The following is a 17,602-nucleotide window of genomic DNA, read 5'->3' as shown; positions in this document are numbered from 1 at the left end:
CACAGCGGCACACACGAGGGGGAAGACACGCTGGCGTCAGCATCTCACGACCGGGCAGCGGAGCTCAGGACATCCCGTCCGGCTCCACCGCGGCGTCGACCGAATCGGCGATGGCGAAGATCTCGATCAAGCCGGTCAGCTCGAGGATGCGGTACAGCTCCGGCGACGTGACCAGGCGCAACGGGATCTGCTTGGTCTCGCACTGCTGGTTGGCGCGGATCAGCTCGGCCAGGCCCGTGCTGTCGATGAAGGTCACCCCGGTCGCGTCGAGCACCAGCACCGTGCCGGCCTCGCCGATCTCCTCCAGGGCCGCCGTGAGCTCACGACGCAGAACGGGCGCGGTCACCGTATCCGCTTCGCCTTCGGCGGTGATGACAACGGCGCCGCCACGGTTGGAGCGATGGGCCAGCAACACCGGTGTGGTCACACGTCTGCCTCTCGGATACGCCTGAGAGAAAGATCCTACCGCCCTTTGGTCACTATGCGAGACCGCCTCCACGCTGCGAGCATCGTTTGGTTGATGAACATTCGCGGAGGTGGCGGGATGTCCGAACCCACGAGCACCAAATATGTCTACGACTTCGCCGACGGCAACAAGGACATGAAGGACCTGCTCGGCGGCAAGGGCGCGAACCTGGCCGAGATGACCAACCTGGGCTTGCCGGTGCCGCCCGGCTTCACCATCACCACCGAGGCCTGCCGGGCCTACCTGCGGGACGGCCGGCAGCCCGATGAGCTGGCCGAACAGGTCTCCGAGCACCTGAGCGCGCTCGAGCAGACCATGGGCAAGCGGCTCGGCCAGTCCGACGACCCGCTGCTCGTTTCGGTGCGCTCGGGCGCCAAGTTCTCCATGCCCGGGATGATGGAGACGGTCCTCAACGTCGGCCTCAACGACGAATCCGTGCACGGCCTGGCCGAGCAGGCGGGCAGCGGGCGGTTCGCCTGGGACTCCTACCGGCGCCTGATCCAGATGTTCGGCAAGACGGTGCTGGGCATCGACGGCGACCACTTCGAGGACGCGATCGACGCGGCGAAGTCGGCGGCCGGCGTCGAGAACGACGTCGACCTGACCGAGGAGCACCTGCGCGCGCTGGTCGAAACGTTCAAGCAGGTGGTGCGCGACCACGCCGACCGCGACTTCCCGCAGGAGCCGCGCGAGCAGATGGACATGGCCGTGCACGCGGTGTTCGACTCGTGGAACACCGAGCGCGCGGTGCTCTACCGCAGGCAGGAACGCATCCCGTCGGACCTCGGCACCGCGGTCAACATCGTCGCGATGGTCTTCGGCAACCTCGGCATGGACTCCGGGACCGGCGTGGCGTTCACCCGCGACCCCGCGTCCGGCGCGCAGGGCATCTACGGCGACTACCTGCAGAACGCGCAGGGCGAGGACGTGGTGGCCGGCATCCGCAACACGGTGCCGCTGGCCGACCTCGAGAAGCTCGACAAGAAGTCCTACGACGAGCTGCTGGGGATCATGCAGACCCTCGAGGAGCACTACCTCGACCTCTGCGACATCGAGTTCACCATCGAGCGCGGCAAGCTCTGGATGCTGCAGACCCGCGTCGGCAAGAGAACCGCGGGGGCGGCGTTCCGGATCGCCCTGCAGCTGGTCGACCAGGGCCTGATCGACATGGACGAGGCCCTGTCCAGGGTGACCGGCGCGCAGCTGGCCCAGCTGATGTTCCCCCAGTTCGACGCCAAGGCCAAGCGCAAGAAGATCGCCAAGGGCATGAACGCCTCGCCGGGCGCGGCGGTCGGCAAGGTCGTCTTCGACTCCTACACGGCGGTCAAGTGGTCGCGTTCGGGCGAGGACGTGATCCTCGTGCGCCGCGAGACCAACCCGGACGACCTCAACGGCATGATCGCGGCGAAGGGCATCCTGACCTCGCGCGGCGGCAAGACCAGCCACGCGGCCGTCGTCGCCCGCGGCATGGGCAAGACCTGCGTGTGCGGCGCCGAAGCGCTCGACGTCAACACCAAGCAGCGCGTGCTGCGTGTCCGGCAGGGTCCGCACGGCCACGAGGAGACCATCGAGATCCACGAGGGCGACGTCATCTCCATCGACGGCACCTCCGGCGATGTCTTCCTCGGCGAGGTCCCGGTGGTCGACTCGCCGGTCGCCCGCTACTTCGAGGACGGCACCTTGTCCGAGGACGACGACCTGGTCGTCGCCGTCGACCGGATCATGCGCCACGCCGACGGCGCCCGGCGGATGGCGGTGCGCGCCAACGTGGACACCGCGGAGGACGCGGCCCGCGCCCGTCGCTACGGCGCCCAGGGCATCGGCCTGTGCCGCACCGAGCACATGTTCCTCGGCGAGCGCCGCGAACTGGTCGAGCGCCTGATCCTCGCCGACACCGATGCCGAGAGCGAGAAGATGCTCGCGGAGTTGCTGCCGCTGCAGCGCGAGGACTTCATCGGCATCTTCGAGGCGATGGACGGGCTGCCGGTGACCATCCGGTTGCTGGACCCGCCGCTGCACGAATTCCTGCCCAACATCACGGACCTGTCGGTGCGCGTGGCCGTGGCCGAAGCACGCGGCGAGAAGCGCGAGAACGACCTTCGCATGCTGCAGGCCGTCCACAAGCTGCACGAGCAGAACCCGATGCTGGGCTTGCGCGGTGTGCGCCTGGGCGTGGTGATCCCCGGGCTGTTCCAGATGCAGTCCCGCGCCATCCTGGAGGCGGCGGCGCAGCGCATCAAGGCCGGTGGCGTCCCGCGCGTGGAGATCATGGTGCCGCTGGTCGCGAACGTGCAGGAGTTCGAGACGGTCAAGCACGACATCGCGGACGTGGCGGCCGAAGTCCGGGCCGAGACGGGCACGCACCTGGAGTTCCTTGTGGGCACGATGATCGAGCTGCCCCGTGCCGCCCTGACCGCGGACCAGATCGCCGAGTCGGCCGAGTTCTTCTCCTTCGGTACCAACGACTTGACGCAGACGACGTGGGGTTTCTCGCGTGACGACGTGGAAGCGGCATTCTTCTCGGCGTACCTGGAGAAGGGGATCTTCGGGATCAGCCCGTTCGAGACCATCGACGCCCCCGGGGTGGGGGAGTTGGTGCGCATCGGTGCCGAGAAGGGCCGGGCGCGACGGGATGGCCTGAAGCTCGGCATCTGCGGTGAGCACGGCGGTGACCCGGACTCGGTGCACTTCTTCGAGAAGATCGGGCTGGACTACGTGTCGTGTTCGCCGTTCCGGATCCCGGTGGCGCGGTTGGAGGCCGGGCGGTCCATGCTCGACTGAGGGTTACTGGGGCGCAGGTTCTTGCTTGCGCCCCAGGCTCCCGATCGCCACCCCGATCATCAGGGCGCCCACAACCCCGGCGACGGTCAGCCGTTCACCCAGGAACACCACCGCGATCAGCACGGCGGTGACCGGTTCGAGCAGGGTGGCCACCACGGCCGCACCGCTCGGCGTGGTGCGCAGGCCGGTGAACAGCAACGCGTAGCCCAACGCCAGCGTCACCGCGCCCAGGTACCCGATCAGCAACCACGACGTGACGTCCGCGGTCACCAGGTGCGCGTGCCCCACGATCAGCCCAGCCGGGATCAGGGCCGCCCCGACCACCAACGTGGTCGTGGTGGTCATGGTCAGCGTGTCGAGTCGGCGCGACAACGGGGCAGACGTCTCCGTCGACAACGCGTAACACGTCCCCGACCCGACGGCGGCGAGCAGGCCGAGCGCCGGGTGCGGGGCCTCGATGTGCGCGCCGCCCGCGAGGCTCACCAGCAGCAGGCCGGTCACCGCGAGCACGACGGTGCTGACCTGGCTCGCCGACGGCGGCCGCCGCCGCTGGACGCTGCCGAGGACCAGCAGCAGCACCGGCGCGAAACCCAGGCACACCATCGTCCCCACGCTGACCCCGGCCCAGAGCACGGCCACGAAGAACAGCAGCTGGAACCCCGCGGTGAAGAGACCGGCGGCGGTGATGCGACGCCAGTGGCGCAAGCCCTCGTCGAGGCACTCACGCAGTCGACCGACGCCGACGGCGGCCACGACGAGCACGAGGACAGCCGCCGCCGCGCGGTACGCGCCGATGGTGAAAGGGGACAGTCCCGACCGGTCGTGCACGACCTGGACGGCAGGCCCGATCGTGCCCCAGACCACGCCGGCGAGGCAGACGAGCAGCAGACCCCGCGTGCGCACAACCGCCAGTCTGTCAGTTGGGACGACTCGACAGCGCCGCACCGGGGTTAGATAATTCCCGCCCTCCACATGATCCAACCGGAAGGCGGAGCCAGATGGCCGCACAGCACAGCCGTCGCTCGTTCCTGACCCTGGCAGGCATGTTGACCGCGGGCTCCGCGCTGGCGGCCTGCGGCTCCAACACCGGGCGCGGCGGCAGCGGCGACACCACGCTCCACCAGTGGTACCACGCCTACGGCGAAGACGGCGTCCAGGCCGCGGTCAAGCGCTACGCCGCCGCCTACCGAGGAGGCCATGTCGAGGTTCAGTGGAACCCCGGCGACTACGACTCCAAGATCCTCACCGCCCTGCAGAGCAGCGCCATCCCCGACGTCTTCGAAGCCCAGGTCAAGCTCGACTGGGTCCGCCAGAAGCAGGTCGTCCCGCTCGACGACCTCCTCGGCGACGCCAAGGCCGACTTCGTCCCGGAACTGCTGAAGTCCCAGACCGTCGACGGCCACCTCTACGGTATCCCGCAGGCCATCGACACCCAGGTTCTCTTCTACCGCCCCAGTTTGCTCCAGGCGGCCAAGATCACCCCACCGACCACAGTGGACGAACTGGTCGAAGCGACCAAGGCGCTCACCAAGGACGGCGTCAAGGGTCTCTTCGCCGGCAACGACGGCGGTGTGTCCGTCCTCATGGGACCGTTGCTCTGGTCGGCCGGGCTCGACTACCTCAACGCCGACAACACGGCGGTGGGCTTCGACGACCCACGCGCGGCGGCCGCGTTCGGCAAGTTGCGCGACATCAACAAGAGCGGCGGCCTGCTGCTCGGGTCGCCGACCGACTGGTCCGATCCCGGCGCCTTCACCAGCAAGCGCGTCGCAATGCAGTGGACGGGCCTCTGGAACCTGCCCAAGATCCAGGAAGCGCTCGGCGACGACATCGGCGTCCTGCCGTTCCCGGCCATGGACGCGAGCGGCAAGCCCTCGGTCCCGGTCGGTGCCTACAGCGCGATGGTCAACGCCCGCAGCGGCAACGTCGACGCCGCCAAGGCGTTCGTCAAGTGGCTGTGGGTGGACCAGGTGCAGGACCAGGTCGAGTTCGCCACCGCGTTCGGCGCTCACCTGCCGGCCCGGGCGAGCCTGTCGGCCAAGGCGCCGAAGCTGCAGAGCGGGGTCGGCGCGCAGGTGGTCAAGTTCGTCGCCGACGGTGGCAAGATCGCGAGCCCGGCTTGGTGGAGCGCCCGGTCCAACACGGCGCTCTCCGACGCGGTCGCCCGCATCGCCCGCGAAGGCGCCAATCCCACCCAGGAGACCCAGAAGGCACTCGAGGTCGCCAAGGCCGAGCTCGCCCGAGCCCGCGGCTGACCGGGTGAAGGGAACCACCCGGGCGTTCTGGCTCTTCGTCGGGCCGTTCCTGATCGGGCTCGCGCTCTTCACGTTCGTGCCGATCGGGTGGAGCGCGTACCTGAGCCTGTTCGAGGCACGCAACACCGTCACGCCGACGGTGTTCCTCGGCCTGAAGAACTACGCCGACATGCTCACCGACGACGCGTTCCTGCGCAGCCTCGGCACGTTCCTGGCGTTCGCGGTGTTCATCGTGCCGCTGACGTTCGTGCTGTCGCTCGCGCTCGCCATGGCGGTCAACCAGATCGGTGTGGCGCGTGCGTTCTTCCGGTCGGTGTTCTTCCTGCCGTTCGCGTGTTCCTACGTGGTGGCCTCGCTGGTGTGGAAGATGTCGCTGTTCTCCGGCGTGGAAACGGGCGTGGCCAACAAGGTTCTCGCGGTGTTCGGCGGCGACCCGATCGCGTGGACCGGCACGGTGGACCCGCCGTGGTACTGGCTGGTGCTGGTCACCGCGCGGCTGTGGCTGCAGCTCGGGTTCTACATGATCCTGTTCATCGCCGCGCTGCAACGGATCCCGGACCACTTGTACGAAGCGGCGTGGACGGACGGCGCGAGCCCCGGCTGGCAGACGTTCCGGTACATCACGTGGCCGCAACTGCGCGGCGCGACGGTCGCGGTGCTGACGTTGAACCTGATCAACGCCTTCCAGGCGTTCGACGAGTTCTACAACATCCTCGGCGACTCGCGCGGGTACCCGCCGTTCGCGCGGCCGCCGTTGGTGTACCTGTACTACACCTCGCTCGGGTCGGGCGGGCAGGACCTCGGGCGGGGCAGCGCGGGTGCGATGATCCTGACGGTGATCATCGCGGCGGTGACCTTGTTGCAGGGCCGCGTGTTCCGGTTCGGGAGGGCCTGATGGGGCGCGACTACGGGGTGCCCGTTCCGGTCGGGTACCGGCAGACCACGGCGGGACGCATCGGGGTCGTGCTGCGCTGGATCGCGTTGGTGATCGGCGCCGTGTTGTTCCTGCTGCCGTTCTACCTGTTGGTGCGCAACGGGTTGGCGACCCAGGGCGAACTGTCCGCACGCGACTGGTCGCTGTTCCCACGCAGCCTGCACTGGTCGAACTTCGCCGACGTGTTCGACAGCGACGAGGTCCCGCTGCTGCGGAGCCTGTGGAATTCCGTTGTGGTGGCGGTGTTGCAGACCGTCGGGCAGGTGTTCCTGTGCTCGCTGGCCGGGTACGGGCTCGCGCGCATCCCGTACCGGCACGCGAACAAGGTGCTGTACGCGGTGATCGCGAGCCTGATGGTGCCGACCGCGGTGACGTTCGTGCCCAGCTTCGTGGTGGTGTCTTCGCTGGGCTGGATCTCCGATCTGCGTGGACTGGTCGTGCCCGGATTGTTCAGCGCCCTCAACGTCTTCCTGTTCCGCCAATACTTCCTGGACTTCCCGGTGGAACTGGAGGAGGCCGGACGGCTGGACGGGTTGAACCGCTGGGGGGTGTTCTGGCGCGTCGTCGTGCCCAACTGCGGCGGCTTCTTCGCCGCCATCGCGGTGATCGACTTCATCGGCAGCTGGAACCAGTTCCTGTGGCCGCTGATCATCGGGCAGGACGAGTCGTCGTGGACCGTCCAGGTCGCCCTGTCCACGTTGCTGTCGTCGCAGAACCCGAAGATCAACCTGCTGTTCGCCGCGGCCGCGGTGTCGATCCTGCCGATCGTGCTGGTGTTCGTTGTCCTGCAACGGTACTTGGTGCGCGGTGTGACGGAAACGGGCCTGCGAGGCTAACTGCCCTGAATGTCCCATCCGGGGCGTTGAGCGTCTCGAATGGGACATTCAGGGCTTGGGTCAGGCGACCTCTACGTAGTCGATCTCGGCCCACTTGGTGAGGTGTTGCAGGCGGACGGTGTTGAACCCCGCCTGCAGGGTCACGTTCACCGGTACCTGGGTCCAGTTGTCCCAGCCGTGGTCGGGGTAGTTGACGACCTGGGCCGCGCCGCCGTTGACGGTCAGGATGTGCTGGGCATCGCCGTAGCCGGCGGCGTATCCGATGTAGACGGTGTAGCTGCCCGCCACCGGCGCGAACACCGAGAGCTGGACCCAGCTGTCCGCGTTGTCGATCTTGGCGGCGACGGCGCCCTGGGAAGCGTTGGCCGCGCCGGTGCGGACGACGCAGTCATTCAGCGTGCCGCGTTCGCCCTCGTAGCGGACCCGCGAACCACGCACGACTGGGTAGTCGTTGGCCCACCCCAGCGACGCCACGTACATCCCGCGCCCGCCGGTGCTCAGGTGGCCGTGGAAGAAGATGTAGCTGCCCGAGATGTCCTCCCCGCCGGGACCGTTGACCGCGTTGTTCAGGCTCGCGGTGGTCAGCAGCGGCCGGTACGCCCGCGTGTACGGGCCGGCCAGCGAACCCGAGACCGCGTAGCTGGTCTGGTAGTTGCCCGTCGTGTAGACGCCCGCCGAGTAGAACAGGACGTACTGCGACGGGCGCTTCACCAGCCGCGGCGCCTCGATCACGCCCTGCTCCGAGGCCTGGTTGTTGCGCAGCAGCTCCACCCGGCCGCCGGTGAACGTCACGCCGTCGGCGGCCACGGGCTGCAGCCAGATGATCGCCGGTTGCCCGATCGCGTTGCCGTCGTTCTTGTACAGCAGGTAGCGCGAGGAGCCGTCGACGAAGCTCGACGGGTCGATGTCGCCGCCCTCACCCGCGTTGCACACCAACGGCTGGCTGGACGTCGGCGTGAAGGGCCCGGTCGGCGAGGAAGACAGCGCGGCGCCGATGCACATCCGGCCGGTCGCGACGCTCGGGCCGGTGAAGTACATGAGGTACTTGCCGTCGGCGCGCTGGGAGACGTCCGGCGCCCAGAACCCGCCGCTGCCCGCCCACGACGGTTTGGTCGGCAGGGCGTCACCGCGGATCGTCCACGGGCCAGTGGGGGCGGAGGCCGTGGCGTACGGCGTGCGCCCGTGCCCGGAGCTGGTCGAGTACGCGTAGAACGTGCTGCCGAACTGGTCGACCTCGGGGTCCGGGAAGTCCTCGCCGATCACCAGTTTCGGCGCGACCGTGGTGGCCGACGCGGCGCCCGGCGCCACCAGCAACGCGGCCGCGACGATGACCAGCGCACCCAACGCACGTGAAATCTTCACGGTGTACCCCCAGGCTCTGGGAATCGTTGTCTAACAACTACCGCGCGGGGGTGCCCGCGGACCAGAGCCGTGCCTGGAAGTTGCCCGGATGTACCAGCGCTACAGGCCGTCGCGGGCGATCAGCTGCCGGGCGATGACCCCGCGCTGGATCTCGTTGGTGCCCTCGCCGACGATCATCAGCGGCGCGTCCCGGAAGTAGCGCTCCACGTCGAACTCGGTCGAGTAGCCGTACCCGCCGTGCACCCGGATCGCGTCGACGGTGATCTTCATGGCCGCTTCGGACGCGAAGAGCTTGGCCATGCCGGCCTCCAGGTCCGAGCGCGCGCCGGAGTCGTGGACGCGGGCGGCGTGCAGCAGGAGCTGGCGGGCCGCGCTGTACTGGGTGGCCATGTCGGCGAGCAGGTTCCCGACCGACTGGTGCTGCCAGATCGGCTTGCCGAACGTTTCCCGTTGCCGCGCATAGGCAAGCGCGTCGTCGAGGGCCGCCTTGGCCACGCCGGTGGCTCGCGCGGCGACCTGGATGCGGCCGATCTCCAGCCCGCTCATCATCTGCGCGAAGCCGTGCCCGGGTTCGCCGCCGAGCACGGCGGTGGCCGGGACGCGGCAGTCGTCGAGGAAGACCTCGCAGCTCTCCACGCCCTTGTAGCCGAGCTTGGGCAGGTCGCGTCCGATGGTGAGGCCAGGGGTCTCGGCGTCCACGAGCAGCACGCTGATGCCGTTGTGCGGTGGCTGAGCATCGCGATCGGTGCGGCAGAGCAGGGCGATGACGCCGGCGCGCCTCGCGTTGGTGATCCACGTCTTGGCGCCGTTGATCACCCAGTGGTCGCCGTCGCGGGTGGCGTTGGTCGCCAGGTGGGCGAGGTCGGAACCGCCGGCGGGCTCGGTGAGGGCCATGGTGGCGCGGATCTCGCCGGTGGCCATGCGCGGGAGGTAGGCGGCGCGCTGGTCGTCGGTGCCGAACTTCCCGAGCAGCGTGGCGACGACCGTGTGGCCGCCCATCGCGCCCGCGAGGCTCATCCAGCCGCGGGCGAGTTCTTCGGTGACCATCGCGAAGCACTCGGCGGAAACGCGCGTGCCGCCGTGTTCCTCGGCGATGGCGAGACCGTAGATGCCGAGCTGTTTCATCCGGTCGATGAGCTCGGCCGGATAGGTGTTGCCATGCTCCAGTTCCCGGGCGCTCGGGCGGACGTCGCGCTCGACGAAGTCGCGGACCACGGAGACGACGACTTGCTCTTCTTCGCTGATCACAGGCCCAGCGTGGGGGAGGACATGCCCACCCGGCAACGGGTGATCCTTTGGGGTGGGATTGGGCGTGTGACCCTCCGCATCGGGTCGATCACGTTCTAGCGTTGGCCCATGGGCAGAGAGAAAGCCGCGGCCGGCTACCGGGAGCTCGGCGCGGCCATGCGACGGATTCGGCAAGCGGCGGGCCTGACCGGACGGCAGGTGGCGCGAAAGACGGGCTGGGATCCCAGCCGGGTCTCGCGGATCGAGTGGGGCCAGATCAACATCGAGGTCTCGGAGTTGACTTGGTACCTGGGCATCATGCGGGTGGACAAGGAGGTCGCCCTGCCCCTGATCGACTTGTGCCGCCGCGCCAAGGAGGACAGAGGTCACTGGCTGAGCCCGCATGGTGAGTGGGTGCCAGACACCCTCAGCTCCCTGATCTACCACGAGTCCAAAGCCAGCGTGTCGATTCAATACGAGCCGCTGCTGGTGCCAGGGCTACTGCAGAGCGAGGGCTACGCGCGGGCGCTGATCAGCCGGGAAACTTGGCGAAAGGGCGCCGATGTGGACGCCTCGGTCGAGGTTCGCCTTGAGCGACAAGACGTCCTTGCTCGGAGCGACTGCAGCTTTGTCTTCTACGTCCATGAACATGCGCTCAACCTCGAGGTGGGCGGCCCTGCCGTCATGTACGAGCAGATGGTGACGCTGACCCTGCTCAGCGCAGCACCGAATGTCGATGTTCACATCGTGCCCAACTCGGCTGGCGAGCGGTCGGTGTTGGGGGAGGCCTTCGGGTTGTTCGAGTTCGAAGATCACAGCCCCCTTGTCCACCTCGATCTGTTCGCGACCACGTTGTGGTTGGAGGAGCCTGGCTTTGTAGAGCCATACCGTGGCTTGCTAGCTGGACTCGCCGACATCTCGGTCGATGCGGAAGAATCTCGGTCGTCCTTTGCCGCCTTGGCGGACAAGTACGAACGAGGGAGCATCGCCCATGCCGACGGCAAGTTGGAGGAAAAGTAGCTACAGCGGAGGCGGCGGCGGCAACTGCGTTGAGGTGGCTTGGCGGAAGAGCAGCTACAGCAACGGTGGCGGCAGCGACTGTGTAGAGGTCGCTTTTCGCCACCTCGAAACCGCTGTGCGGGACTCGAAGAACGCCGGGCCTGAGCTGCACTTTCCGGTCACCTCCTGGCACACGTTCCTCCACCAGCCGCTTTCCGGAAGCTGATCGTCCGGATCTCGGGTTACCGTGCTCGGCGTGAGGGAGACGGTTGACCCGGGGAAGATCACGATCGTGCCCGCCAACGAGGCGAGCTGGGACGACCTGCTCGCCGTCTTCGGCAAGACCGACTACGCGCCCCGCTGCCTGTGTCAGGCCTTCAAGACCCAGGGCTGGCACTGGGCCGAGCTGGGCCACGACGCCCGCGTCGAACGCCTGCAAGCCCAGACCCACTGCGGCGACCCGGACGCCGAGACCACCAGCGGCATCGTCGCCTACCTCGACGGCGAGCCGGTCGGCTGGTGCGCGGTCGAACCCCGCACGGCCTACCTGCGCCTGGTCGCCGGCCGCAGCCCGGTCTACTGGAAGGGCCGCGACGAGGACAAGGAAGACGACACCGTCTGGGCGGCGACGTGCTTCGTCACGCGCAAGGAGTACCGCCACCGCGGCGTCATGTACGAGCTCGCGAGGGGCGCCGTCGAGTTCGCCCGCTCACGCGGCGCCAAGGCGCTCGAGGCCTACGGGATGATCACCGAGCCGGGCAAGGAGATCACCTGGGGCGAGCTGCATGTCGGCAGCGTCAACGCCTTGGCCGACGCGGGCCTGGTCGAGGTCAGCCACCCGACCAAACGCCGCGTGGTCATGCGCATCGATTTCTAGGCTTCTAGGCGAAGTACCCGAGCGCGGCCACCGCCAGCGCCAGGAACGCCGCCGGGAACGCGATGTTGTGGAACACCCGCGCCCGGACGTGCGCGCCCACGGCCCCAACGAAGAACAACACCAGGCCGATCGCGGCGGCCAGGCCCAACCCCCGCAGGCCGAGCAGCCCGGCCACCAGCCCGGCGACGCCTGCGCCCTCCAGCACAGCCAGGTAGGGGATCCACCGTTCGTGCACGCCAACTTCGGCGGCGTTCTTCAACATGAACTGGGCCCGGGCGAGTTTGGCGACCACTTCGAACGCGTTGGCCAGCACGCAGCCGATGGTCGCGGCGAGCAGTACGATCATGGGTGTCCCTTCGGGTGGTGCTCGTCAGGCGGTCGTTCCCGCCCCTCCTGACGCCACGCACGCACGAAAGGTGACCCTCCCCGTGGAAGATCTTTTCGAGGCGGCCCGACCTCGGCTGCTGTCGCTGGCGCACCGGATCTGCGGCTCGCACCACGACGCCGAGGACGTCGTCCAGGCCACGTGGCTGCGGCTGCGATCGGTCGATCCGGCGGAGCTGACCAACCCGGACGGCTGGCTCACCACGACGGCGACGCGGTTGTGCCTCGACCTGCTGCGATCTCGCCGGCGGCGTGGCGAGCTGCCGTTGCTCGCCGCCGACCTCCCGGCCGACCAGCTCACCGCCGACGAGGAGTTCCTGCGCCGCGAGGACGTCTCCCGAGCGCTGCTCGTGCTGCTCGGCGAACTGTCGCCCCGCCAGCGCGTGGCCTATGTGCTGCACGACCTCTTCGCGGTGCCGTTCGACCAGGTCGCGGCTGTGCTCGACACCGCGCCGGCGTCGGCGAAGAAGCTGGCCAGCCGGGCCCGGCGCAGCCTCGCCGAGGCGGAGCCGCCCGAACATGTCAGCGGGGACTTCGCCGTGATCGACGCGTTCCTGGCGGCCGCGCGGGGCGGGGACATCGCGCGGTTGGTGACCTTGATGGCGCCCGACGCGGTCCGCTCGGCCGACGTCCGCCTGCTGCCCACCGGGACGCCGGCCGAGGTCCGTGGCGCGACCGCGGTCGCGAATGAGACGAGGTCCTTCGCCGACCGGATCTCCGTGGCCGTGCCGCTGCTCGTCGCTGGTGCGCCCAGCGCGGTCATCGCGCCCGGCGGACACCCGTGGGCCCTCGTCCGGTTCGGGCTCCGAGACGGCCTGGTCACCCGGATCGACATCACGCCTTGGGTCAGTCCCGCATCCGGGCTTTGAGGACGTCGACCTCACAGCCTGGCGTGGCCGGGTCGTAGCCGTGTTCGGACAGCCAGCGGATCGCCACCAGGCTGCGCATCGACCACCACGCGCGGATCACGTCGACGTCGACGCCCGTGCCGTATCCGGCCAGGACGTCGTCGAGGCGCTCCTCGTGTCCGTGGGTCAAGATGGCGAGATCGAACAGGGCATCACCCGGGGCCGCTTCGGACCAGTCGAGCACGCCGGTGACCTCGTCGCCCTCGCCGACGAAGACGTGGCAGACCTGCAGGTCGCCGTGGATGAACACCGGGGTCCACGGCCGCAGCGCGGCCTCGGCGATCTCGCGGTTGCGCAGGACCAGATCGGCGGGCAGGACGCCGTGGGTCAGCAGCCACTCGCATTCGCCGTCGAGTCTGGCGGTGAGCTCGTCGACGCTGCGGCCGGGCCACGGCGGCAGCGGCGCTTCGTGCAGCTTCCGGATGGCCGCACCTGCCGCGGCCCACGCCGCCGAAGACGTGGTCGACGGCTCGCCGAGGCGGCCGAGCGCCTTCCCCGGGAGGGCGGCGAGCGCGAGCACGGGCGGCTTGCGCCACAACACTTCCGGCGTGGGAACGGGCGCCATCGCCATCGCCTGGACCTCGACGTCGATGTTGGCCTGATCGACGTCGATCTTCAGGAACACGTCGCCGACGCGCAGCGTCGCCCGCTGCTGGTGGGCGACGACGACTTCGATCTCCGGCACGTCAACCATGCTGACCATGCCGGCCATTGTCGCGAGCACGAATGGCCGGCGTCATCCGGTTTACCCGGGGCGTGGAATGTATCGCTGCTGTATTCGGTCGCTTAGTGTGTTCAAGTGCCTACGCCCACGCCGCCGAAGTGCGGGAAGCTGGTGGCGAGCACCGCGGTACACCGACGCCGGCTGCGCCGGGTGCCGACGGCGCTCGTCGTGATCGGCGCCGTGGCCGCGTTGGCCGCCGCGATCACCGGTGCGGCCGTGCCCCTGCCGGCGCTGGGGTTCGTCTCACCCGGTCACTGGGTCTACAGCACGATCCTGCGGGCGGCCGTGCACGTGGACGGTGCGACGGGTTCGATCGACGCGAGCGTGCCGGTGAACGCGGCCGCCGATTCGCAGGTGGTGCAGGGCGAGTCGTCCGGGTACGTGGTCGACTCCGGCAAGGTCACGGTGTTCGGCAAGTCCGACCTGAATGTCGATGGCACGATCGCGGCGCCGGCCGGCGAGGTGCCGCTGGCGATCGAGGGCGAGGGCGGGCCTTACCTGGTCTACCGGCACTCCGGGAAGGTGACCCGGCTCGGCGACCAGCCCGTGGCGATCCCGGTCGGTGGTCCGCTGACCGACCCCGTGCTCACCGCCGACGGCACGATGTGGTTGCTGCGCAAGGACAACGGCCGCGTGTGCGAGCTGCTGCCGGGCGCTTCGACGGTCTCGACTTGCCCGGCCCAAGCGCCGGCCGGACATCAGGGTGCCTTGTCCTTGCTGTCCGGGAAGCCGAACTACGTCGACACCACCCAAGGAACGCTGTACTCGCTGGGGGAGAACGGTTTCGGGCCCGCGATCGGCCTCGGCGGACCAACCGGCCCGCACCTCAAGGCCGCGGACACCGATGTCTCCGGGCGGCTGGCGTTGCTGGACCCGGACACGCACACGTTGCGCCTGGTCGATCCGAACGCGCCGTCGGCCGCGCCGGTCGTCGTGCACCTGCCCGAGAAGGGCGAGTTCGACGGACCGACCGCGGGCGGGTCGATCGTCGCGGTGGTCGATCGGTCGACCAACACCGTGCTCACCTACGACGGCCAGGGCAAGGAACGCGACCACGAGGTCATGCCGAAGGAGGCCGGCAAGCCGCGGCTGACCAAGGGCGACGACAACCGGGTGTACGTGGAGGGTGACAAGGGCACGCACGTGATGGTCGTCGGGGACGACGGTGCGGTCGACGACGTGCCGCTGGACCACGCGCCCGATCGTCCGTCCACTCAGGACCCCGGGAAGAAGCTGGGTGTCCCCGAGAAGCCGGATGTCCCTGTGGAGACACCGGATCCTCCCGATCGCGACGTTCGGAGCCAGGAGCCGCCGCCGACGCACGAGCAGCACGCCCCGCCGGCCACCGAGCGGCACGAGCCGCCGCCGTCCCACGAGCCGCCAGTGGTGTCGGCGAGTCCGCCGGGCGCTCCCGGTGGGGTCAGCGCGACCGCCGGTTCGGCGTCGGCGACCGTCCGGTGGTCCGGGGCATCGGCCAACGGGGCCGCGGTGACCGGGTACCACGTGACGTGGAGGTCGTCGGTGGGCGGCGGGTCGCGTGACGTCGATGGCGGCTCCCGATCGGTGACCGTGTCGGGGCTGCGCAACGGCGTTCGCTACACGTTCAGCGTCACCGCGCAGAACGACGCGGGTCGGGGCGCGGCGGCGTCGGCCTCGGTGACGCCGGTCGGCGCGGCGTCGGCACCCCAGGTGAGCGCCCTGTACGACGGTGAGGAAGGCACCGCGCTGGTGAGCTGGAAGCAGCCCGCCCTCGGCGGTGGCACCCTCGTGCACTACACGATCGACGCGACCGGCATGGCGCAGCGGACGTCGACGGGCACTTCCATGCTGTACACCGACCTGCCGCACAACGGGCAGGCGGTCACGTTCACCGTGCGCGCGATGACCAGTTCCGGTGGCAAGACGGTCACCGGCGCGGCGGGCTCGTACACGTGGCCGGGTGATCACGGCAGTGCCACGAACATCACGATCACGCGGGGCCCGAAGAACTGCCCCGACCACCCGGACGAGCCGACGTGCGCGCAGATGCACGTGGTGATGACCGGGTTCGCGCCGAACACCCGGTACGCGATCACGCCGCACTCCAGCAACGACGGCTACGACGCCGGGGACGACCACGAGACCACGGACTCGTCGGGCAGCGTCACCTTCGACACGTTCCAGTACTACGGGGTCGGCGACGAGGTCTGGGTGACCGCTCGCTACGACGGCAACACCATCGAGTCCAACCACATGACGTGGACGGCGTCCTGACCCGGTGGCTCAGTCGTCTCGGTGGTCGTTCCCGGAGTCGATGATGTCGTCGACCGCTCAGGCCTTCCTGGACACGGTGTAGGCGCGGCTCATTTCCGTTGCATGTCGGCTTCGAAGACCAAGCAGTCCACAAGGGACGGCCAGCTGCGAACCGGGTTCTCCTTCATCTCCTCGGCCAGGTGCGCCGCCCCGCCCGGTTCGACCCAGTACAGCTGGTAGCCGCCGTGCATGGCCACCATGGTCGAGCCGGGGACGATGAAGGAACCCCAGCCGAGCTCCTCGACGAGCTCGTGCATCTCGTCGGCGAGCTCCACCACCTTTGGGTACCGCAGGTCGGTGCCCCGCATCAGGTCGCCGGTCTTGCGGCCCATCCGCAGCAGGAACTGCTCGTACTGCTCGGGCAGGGCGTCGACCCGCTGGGCCACGCGCACCTCCGCCACCTCGTCGGGCGTGCACCCGACGAGGGTCTGGGGGGTGGCGATGCCACGGGCGACGAGGTAGTCGGCGAGCTCGCCGACGGTGCTGACCACTGCTGTCCTTCCGGGTTGCGAGCGGCCCTGACCCGGTGGCTCAGTCGTCTTGGTGGTCGTTGCCCGAGTCGATGATGTCGTCGACGCTCAGGCCTTCCTGGATCATGGCGTAGGCGCGGCCCATTTCCGTTGCGCTGCCTTGGAAGGCGGCGCGGACCTCCGGATCGTTGAAGTGGCGCGGGCTGGTGATGTCGCGCCAGGTCAGCTCGCCGTCGTCGACCTTCTTCTGGAGGTCCTTCATGGCCTTCGGGGCGTCCGCGCTCTTCGCGTACTCCTCGATCCGTTCGATGTCGCGGCCGGACAGGCCGGGGCGGTTGGTGCGCTGCTCCACCTGTTCCGCCTTGGCGATGGCCTCGTCCAGGCTCGCCTCCGCGGCCGTCAACCGCTCCATCGCGGCGCGGATCTCGGGGTGCTGCAACGGGTCGGTCATGTCAGTCCTTCGTCGATGTCTGGCCTGGCCGGGCGTGTCCCACATCCGACACGGGTGTGTCCCACACTCGCGTCGCCTGTGTCCCACATTCGACTGTGGAACACACCCCGCGTGAGTGTGGGACACACCCTGCTTGAGTGTGGGACACACCCCGCGTGAGTGTGGGACACGCCTTGTTCGGGCGGCTGGCGTTAGCCGGGAGTCGGGTGGGTCACGACGATCCAGTTTTCGTCTTCTTCTTCGGTCAGGCCGACCACCGGGGAGCCGCCCGCGGCGATCGCCACGAAGTCGATCTTGCCAGTGCGCTCCTGCAGCCGCTCCAGGAACGGTTCGGCGGGCAGACGCACGTGGTACCACGGCATGCTGCTCGTCCCCGGCCCCGAGATCAGCAGGTGGCATGCGTCGTTCTCGTCCAGCACCCCGGCCGCGCGGGCCCGGGTGCGCCATGCCTGCTCGGTGCGCCCGAGCTCGTCAGGCGCATCCGAGTCCACCCGCTCGTCCGGTTCCACGGCCAGGTTGATGACCGACTTGAACGCCTGCCACGGCGTGACACCGTGGACGTCGGCGGACGAGCCGAGCACGGTGAACCCGAGCCCGGTCAGCGTCGCGGGCACGTCGATCGGCGTCGTCATCCGC

At 69.0% G+C, this 17,602-nt stretch carries 18 protein-coding genes; 9 read left to right on the top strand and 9 right to left on the bottom strand.

Annotation, left to right across the window (positions count from 1 at the left end):
* Window positions 1-64: 64 nt before the first annotated feature.
* Window positions 65-427 carry an STAS domain-containing protein gene (locus EV186_RS38890; protein ID WP_166659164.1) on the bottom strand — a complete coding sequence of 121 codons (363 nt, stop codon included), beginning with the start codon at window positions 425-427 and terminating at the stop codon, window positions 65-67.
* Window positions 428-544: 117 nt separating this feature from the next.
* Between EV186_RS38890 and ppdK the strand changes: the two genes are divergently transcribed.
* Window positions 545-3,247, top strand: a complete 2,703-nt coding sequence (gene ppdK / locus EV186_RS13785; RefSeq protein WP_133849614.1) for a pyruvate, phosphate dikinase — start codon at window positions 545-547, stop codon at window positions 3,245-3,247.
* Between the two features lie 3 nt (window positions 3,248-3,250).
* Here the strand turns inward: ppdK and EV186_RS13780 are convergent, their stop codons facing one another.
* Window positions 3,251-4,150, bottom strand: coding sequence for a DMT family transporter (locus EV186_RS13780; RefSeq protein ID WP_133849613.1), 900 nt, complete (start codon window positions 4,148-4,150; stop codon window positions 3,251-3,253).
* Window positions 4,151-4,245: 95 nt separating this feature from the next.
* Here EV186_RS13780 and EV186_RS13775 point away from each other — a divergent pair, with 95 nt between their 5' ends.
* The 3 genes from EV186_RS13775 (at window position 4,246) to EV186_RS13765 (ending at window position 7,272) form a co-directional block, all read left to right on the top strand.
* The gene (locus tag EV186_RS13775; RefSeq protein WP_133849612.1) at window positions 4,246-5,502 is read left to right on the top strand and encodes an ABC transporter substrate-binding protein; all 1,257 of its coding nucleotides are present in this window, start codon (window positions 4,246-4,248) and stop codon (window positions 5,500-5,502) included.
* A gap of 4 nt (window positions 5,503-5,506) precedes the next feature.
* Window positions 5,507-6,397 (top strand): carbohydrate ABC transporter permease, encoded by an 891-nt coding sequence (locus EV186_RS13770; RefSeq protein WP_133849611.1) that lies wholly within the window; start codon window positions 5,507-5,509, stop codon window positions 6,395-6,397.
* 92 nt (window positions 6,398-6,489) lie between these two features.
* On the top strand, window positions 6,490-7,272 hold the full coding sequence (locus EV186_RS13765) for a carbohydrate ABC transporter permease (RefSeq protein ID WP_243754087.1): 783 nt from the start codon (window positions 6,490-6,492) through the stop codon (window positions 7,270-7,272).
* Between the two features lie 60 nt (window positions 7,273-7,332).
* On the opposite strand, the gene EV186_RS13760 is transcribed toward EV186_RS13765, so the two are convergent.
* Entirely contained in the window at window positions 7,333-8,634 is a 1,302-nt protein-coding gene (locus EV186_RS13760; protein ID WP_208115595.1) for a family 43 glycosylhydrolase, read from the bottom strand.
* A 99-nt stretch (window positions 8,635-8,733) separates the two neighbouring features.
* Window positions 8,734-9,879, bottom strand: coding sequence for an acyl-CoA dehydrogenase family protein (locus tag EV186_RS13755; protein WP_208115642.1), 1,146 nt, complete (start codon window positions 9,877-9,879; stop codon window positions 8,734-8,736).
* 111 nt (window positions 9,880-9,990) lie between these two features.
* On the opposite strand from EV186_RS13755, the gene EV186_RS13750 reads away from it, so the two are divergent.
* Genes EV186_RS13750 through EV186_RS13740 form a run of 3 tightly spaced genes read left to right on the top strand, consistent with a single transcriptional unit; the run spans window position 9,991 to window position 11,737 of the window.
* Window positions 9,991-10,881, top strand: a complete 891-nt coding sequence (locus EV186_RS13750) for a helix-turn-helix domain-containing protein (RefSeq protein ID WP_133849608.1) — start codon at window positions 9,991-9,993, stop codon at window positions 10,879-10,881.
* Complete coding sequence (locus EV186_RS13745) at window positions 10,787-11,086, top strand: DUF397 domain-containing protein (protein WP_341814712.1); 300 nt, start codon at window positions 10,787-10,789, stop codon at window positions 11,084-11,086. The genes EV186_RS13750 and EV186_RS13745 overlap by 95 nt, the downstream gene beginning before the upstream one ends.
* A 30-nt stretch (window positions 11,087-11,116) precedes the next feature.
* Window positions 11,117-11,737 carry a GNAT family N-acetyltransferase gene (locus tag EV186_RS13740; protein ID WP_243754021.1) on the top strand — a complete coding sequence of 207 codons (621 nt, stop codon included), beginning with the start codon at window positions 11,117-11,119 and terminating at the stop codon, window positions 11,735-11,737.
* A gap of 4 nt (window positions 11,738-11,741) precedes the next feature.
* On the opposite strand, the gene EV186_RS13735 is transcribed toward EV186_RS13740, so the two are convergent.
* Window positions 11,742-12,083 (bottom strand): DoxX family protein, encoded by a 342-nt coding sequence (locus tag EV186_RS13735; protein WP_133849606.1) that lies wholly within the window; start codon window positions 12,081-12,083, stop codon window positions 11,742-11,744.
* An 82-nt stretch (window positions 12,084-12,165) separates the two neighbouring features.
* On the opposite strand from EV186_RS13735, the gene EV186_RS13730 reads away from it, so the two are divergent.
* Window positions 12,166-12,990, top strand: a complete 825-nt coding sequence (locus EV186_RS13730; protein WP_243754020.1) for a sigma-70 family RNA polymerase sigma factor — start codon at window positions 12,166-12,168, stop codon at window positions 12,988-12,990.
* Here the strand turns inward: EV186_RS13730 and EV186_RS13725 are convergent.
* Complete coding sequence (locus EV186_RS13725) at window positions 12,968-13,732, bottom strand: phosphotransferase family protein (protein ID WP_208115594.1); 765 nt, start codon at window positions 13,730-13,732, stop codon at window positions 12,968-12,970. The two genes, EV186_RS13730 and EV186_RS13725, sit on opposite strands and share 23 nt — an antisense overlap.
* Window positions 13,733-13,828: 96 nt before the next feature.
* Between EV186_RS13725 and EV186_RS13720 the strand changes: the two genes are divergently transcribed.
* Window positions 13,829-16,006, top strand: a complete 2,178-nt coding sequence (locus tag EV186_RS13720) for a fibronectin type III domain-containing protein (RefSeq protein WP_133849604.1) — start codon at window positions 13,829-13,831, stop codon at window positions 16,004-16,006.
* A gap of 89 nt (window positions 16,007-16,095) precedes the next feature.
* On the opposite strand, the gene EV186_RS13715 is transcribed toward EV186_RS13720, so the two are convergent.
* From EV186_RS13715 to EV186_RS13705, 3 genes are all read right to left on the bottom strand, one after another.
* A complete protein-coding gene (locus tag EV186_RS13715; protein ID WP_133849603.1) occupies window positions 16,096-16,536 on the bottom strand; it encodes a hypothetical protein in 441 nt (146 codons plus the stop codon).
* A gap of 40 nt (window positions 16,537-16,576) precedes the next feature.
* Window positions 16,577-16,966 (bottom strand): hypothetical protein, encoded by a 390-nt coding sequence (locus tag EV186_RS13710; protein ID WP_133849602.1) that lies wholly within the window; start codon window positions 16,964-16,966, stop codon window positions 16,577-16,579.
* A 191-nt stretch (window positions 16,967-17,157) separates the two neighbouring features.
* Complete coding sequence (locus EV186_RS13705) at window positions 17,158-17,598, bottom strand: hypothetical protein (RefSeq protein WP_133849601.1); 441 nt, start codon at window positions 17,596-17,598, stop codon at window positions 17,158-17,160.
* Window positions 17,599-17,602: the final 4 nt, after the last annotated feature.

Source organism: Labedaea rhizosphaerae (assembly GCF_004362825.1).
GTDB lineage: Bacteria > Actinomycetota > Actinomycetes > Mycobacteriales > Pseudonocardiaceae > Labedaea > Labedaea rhizosphaerae.
The sequence above is the reverse complement of the archived record's forward strand: the minus strand, read 5'-3'. Positions and strand labels throughout refer to the sequence as shown.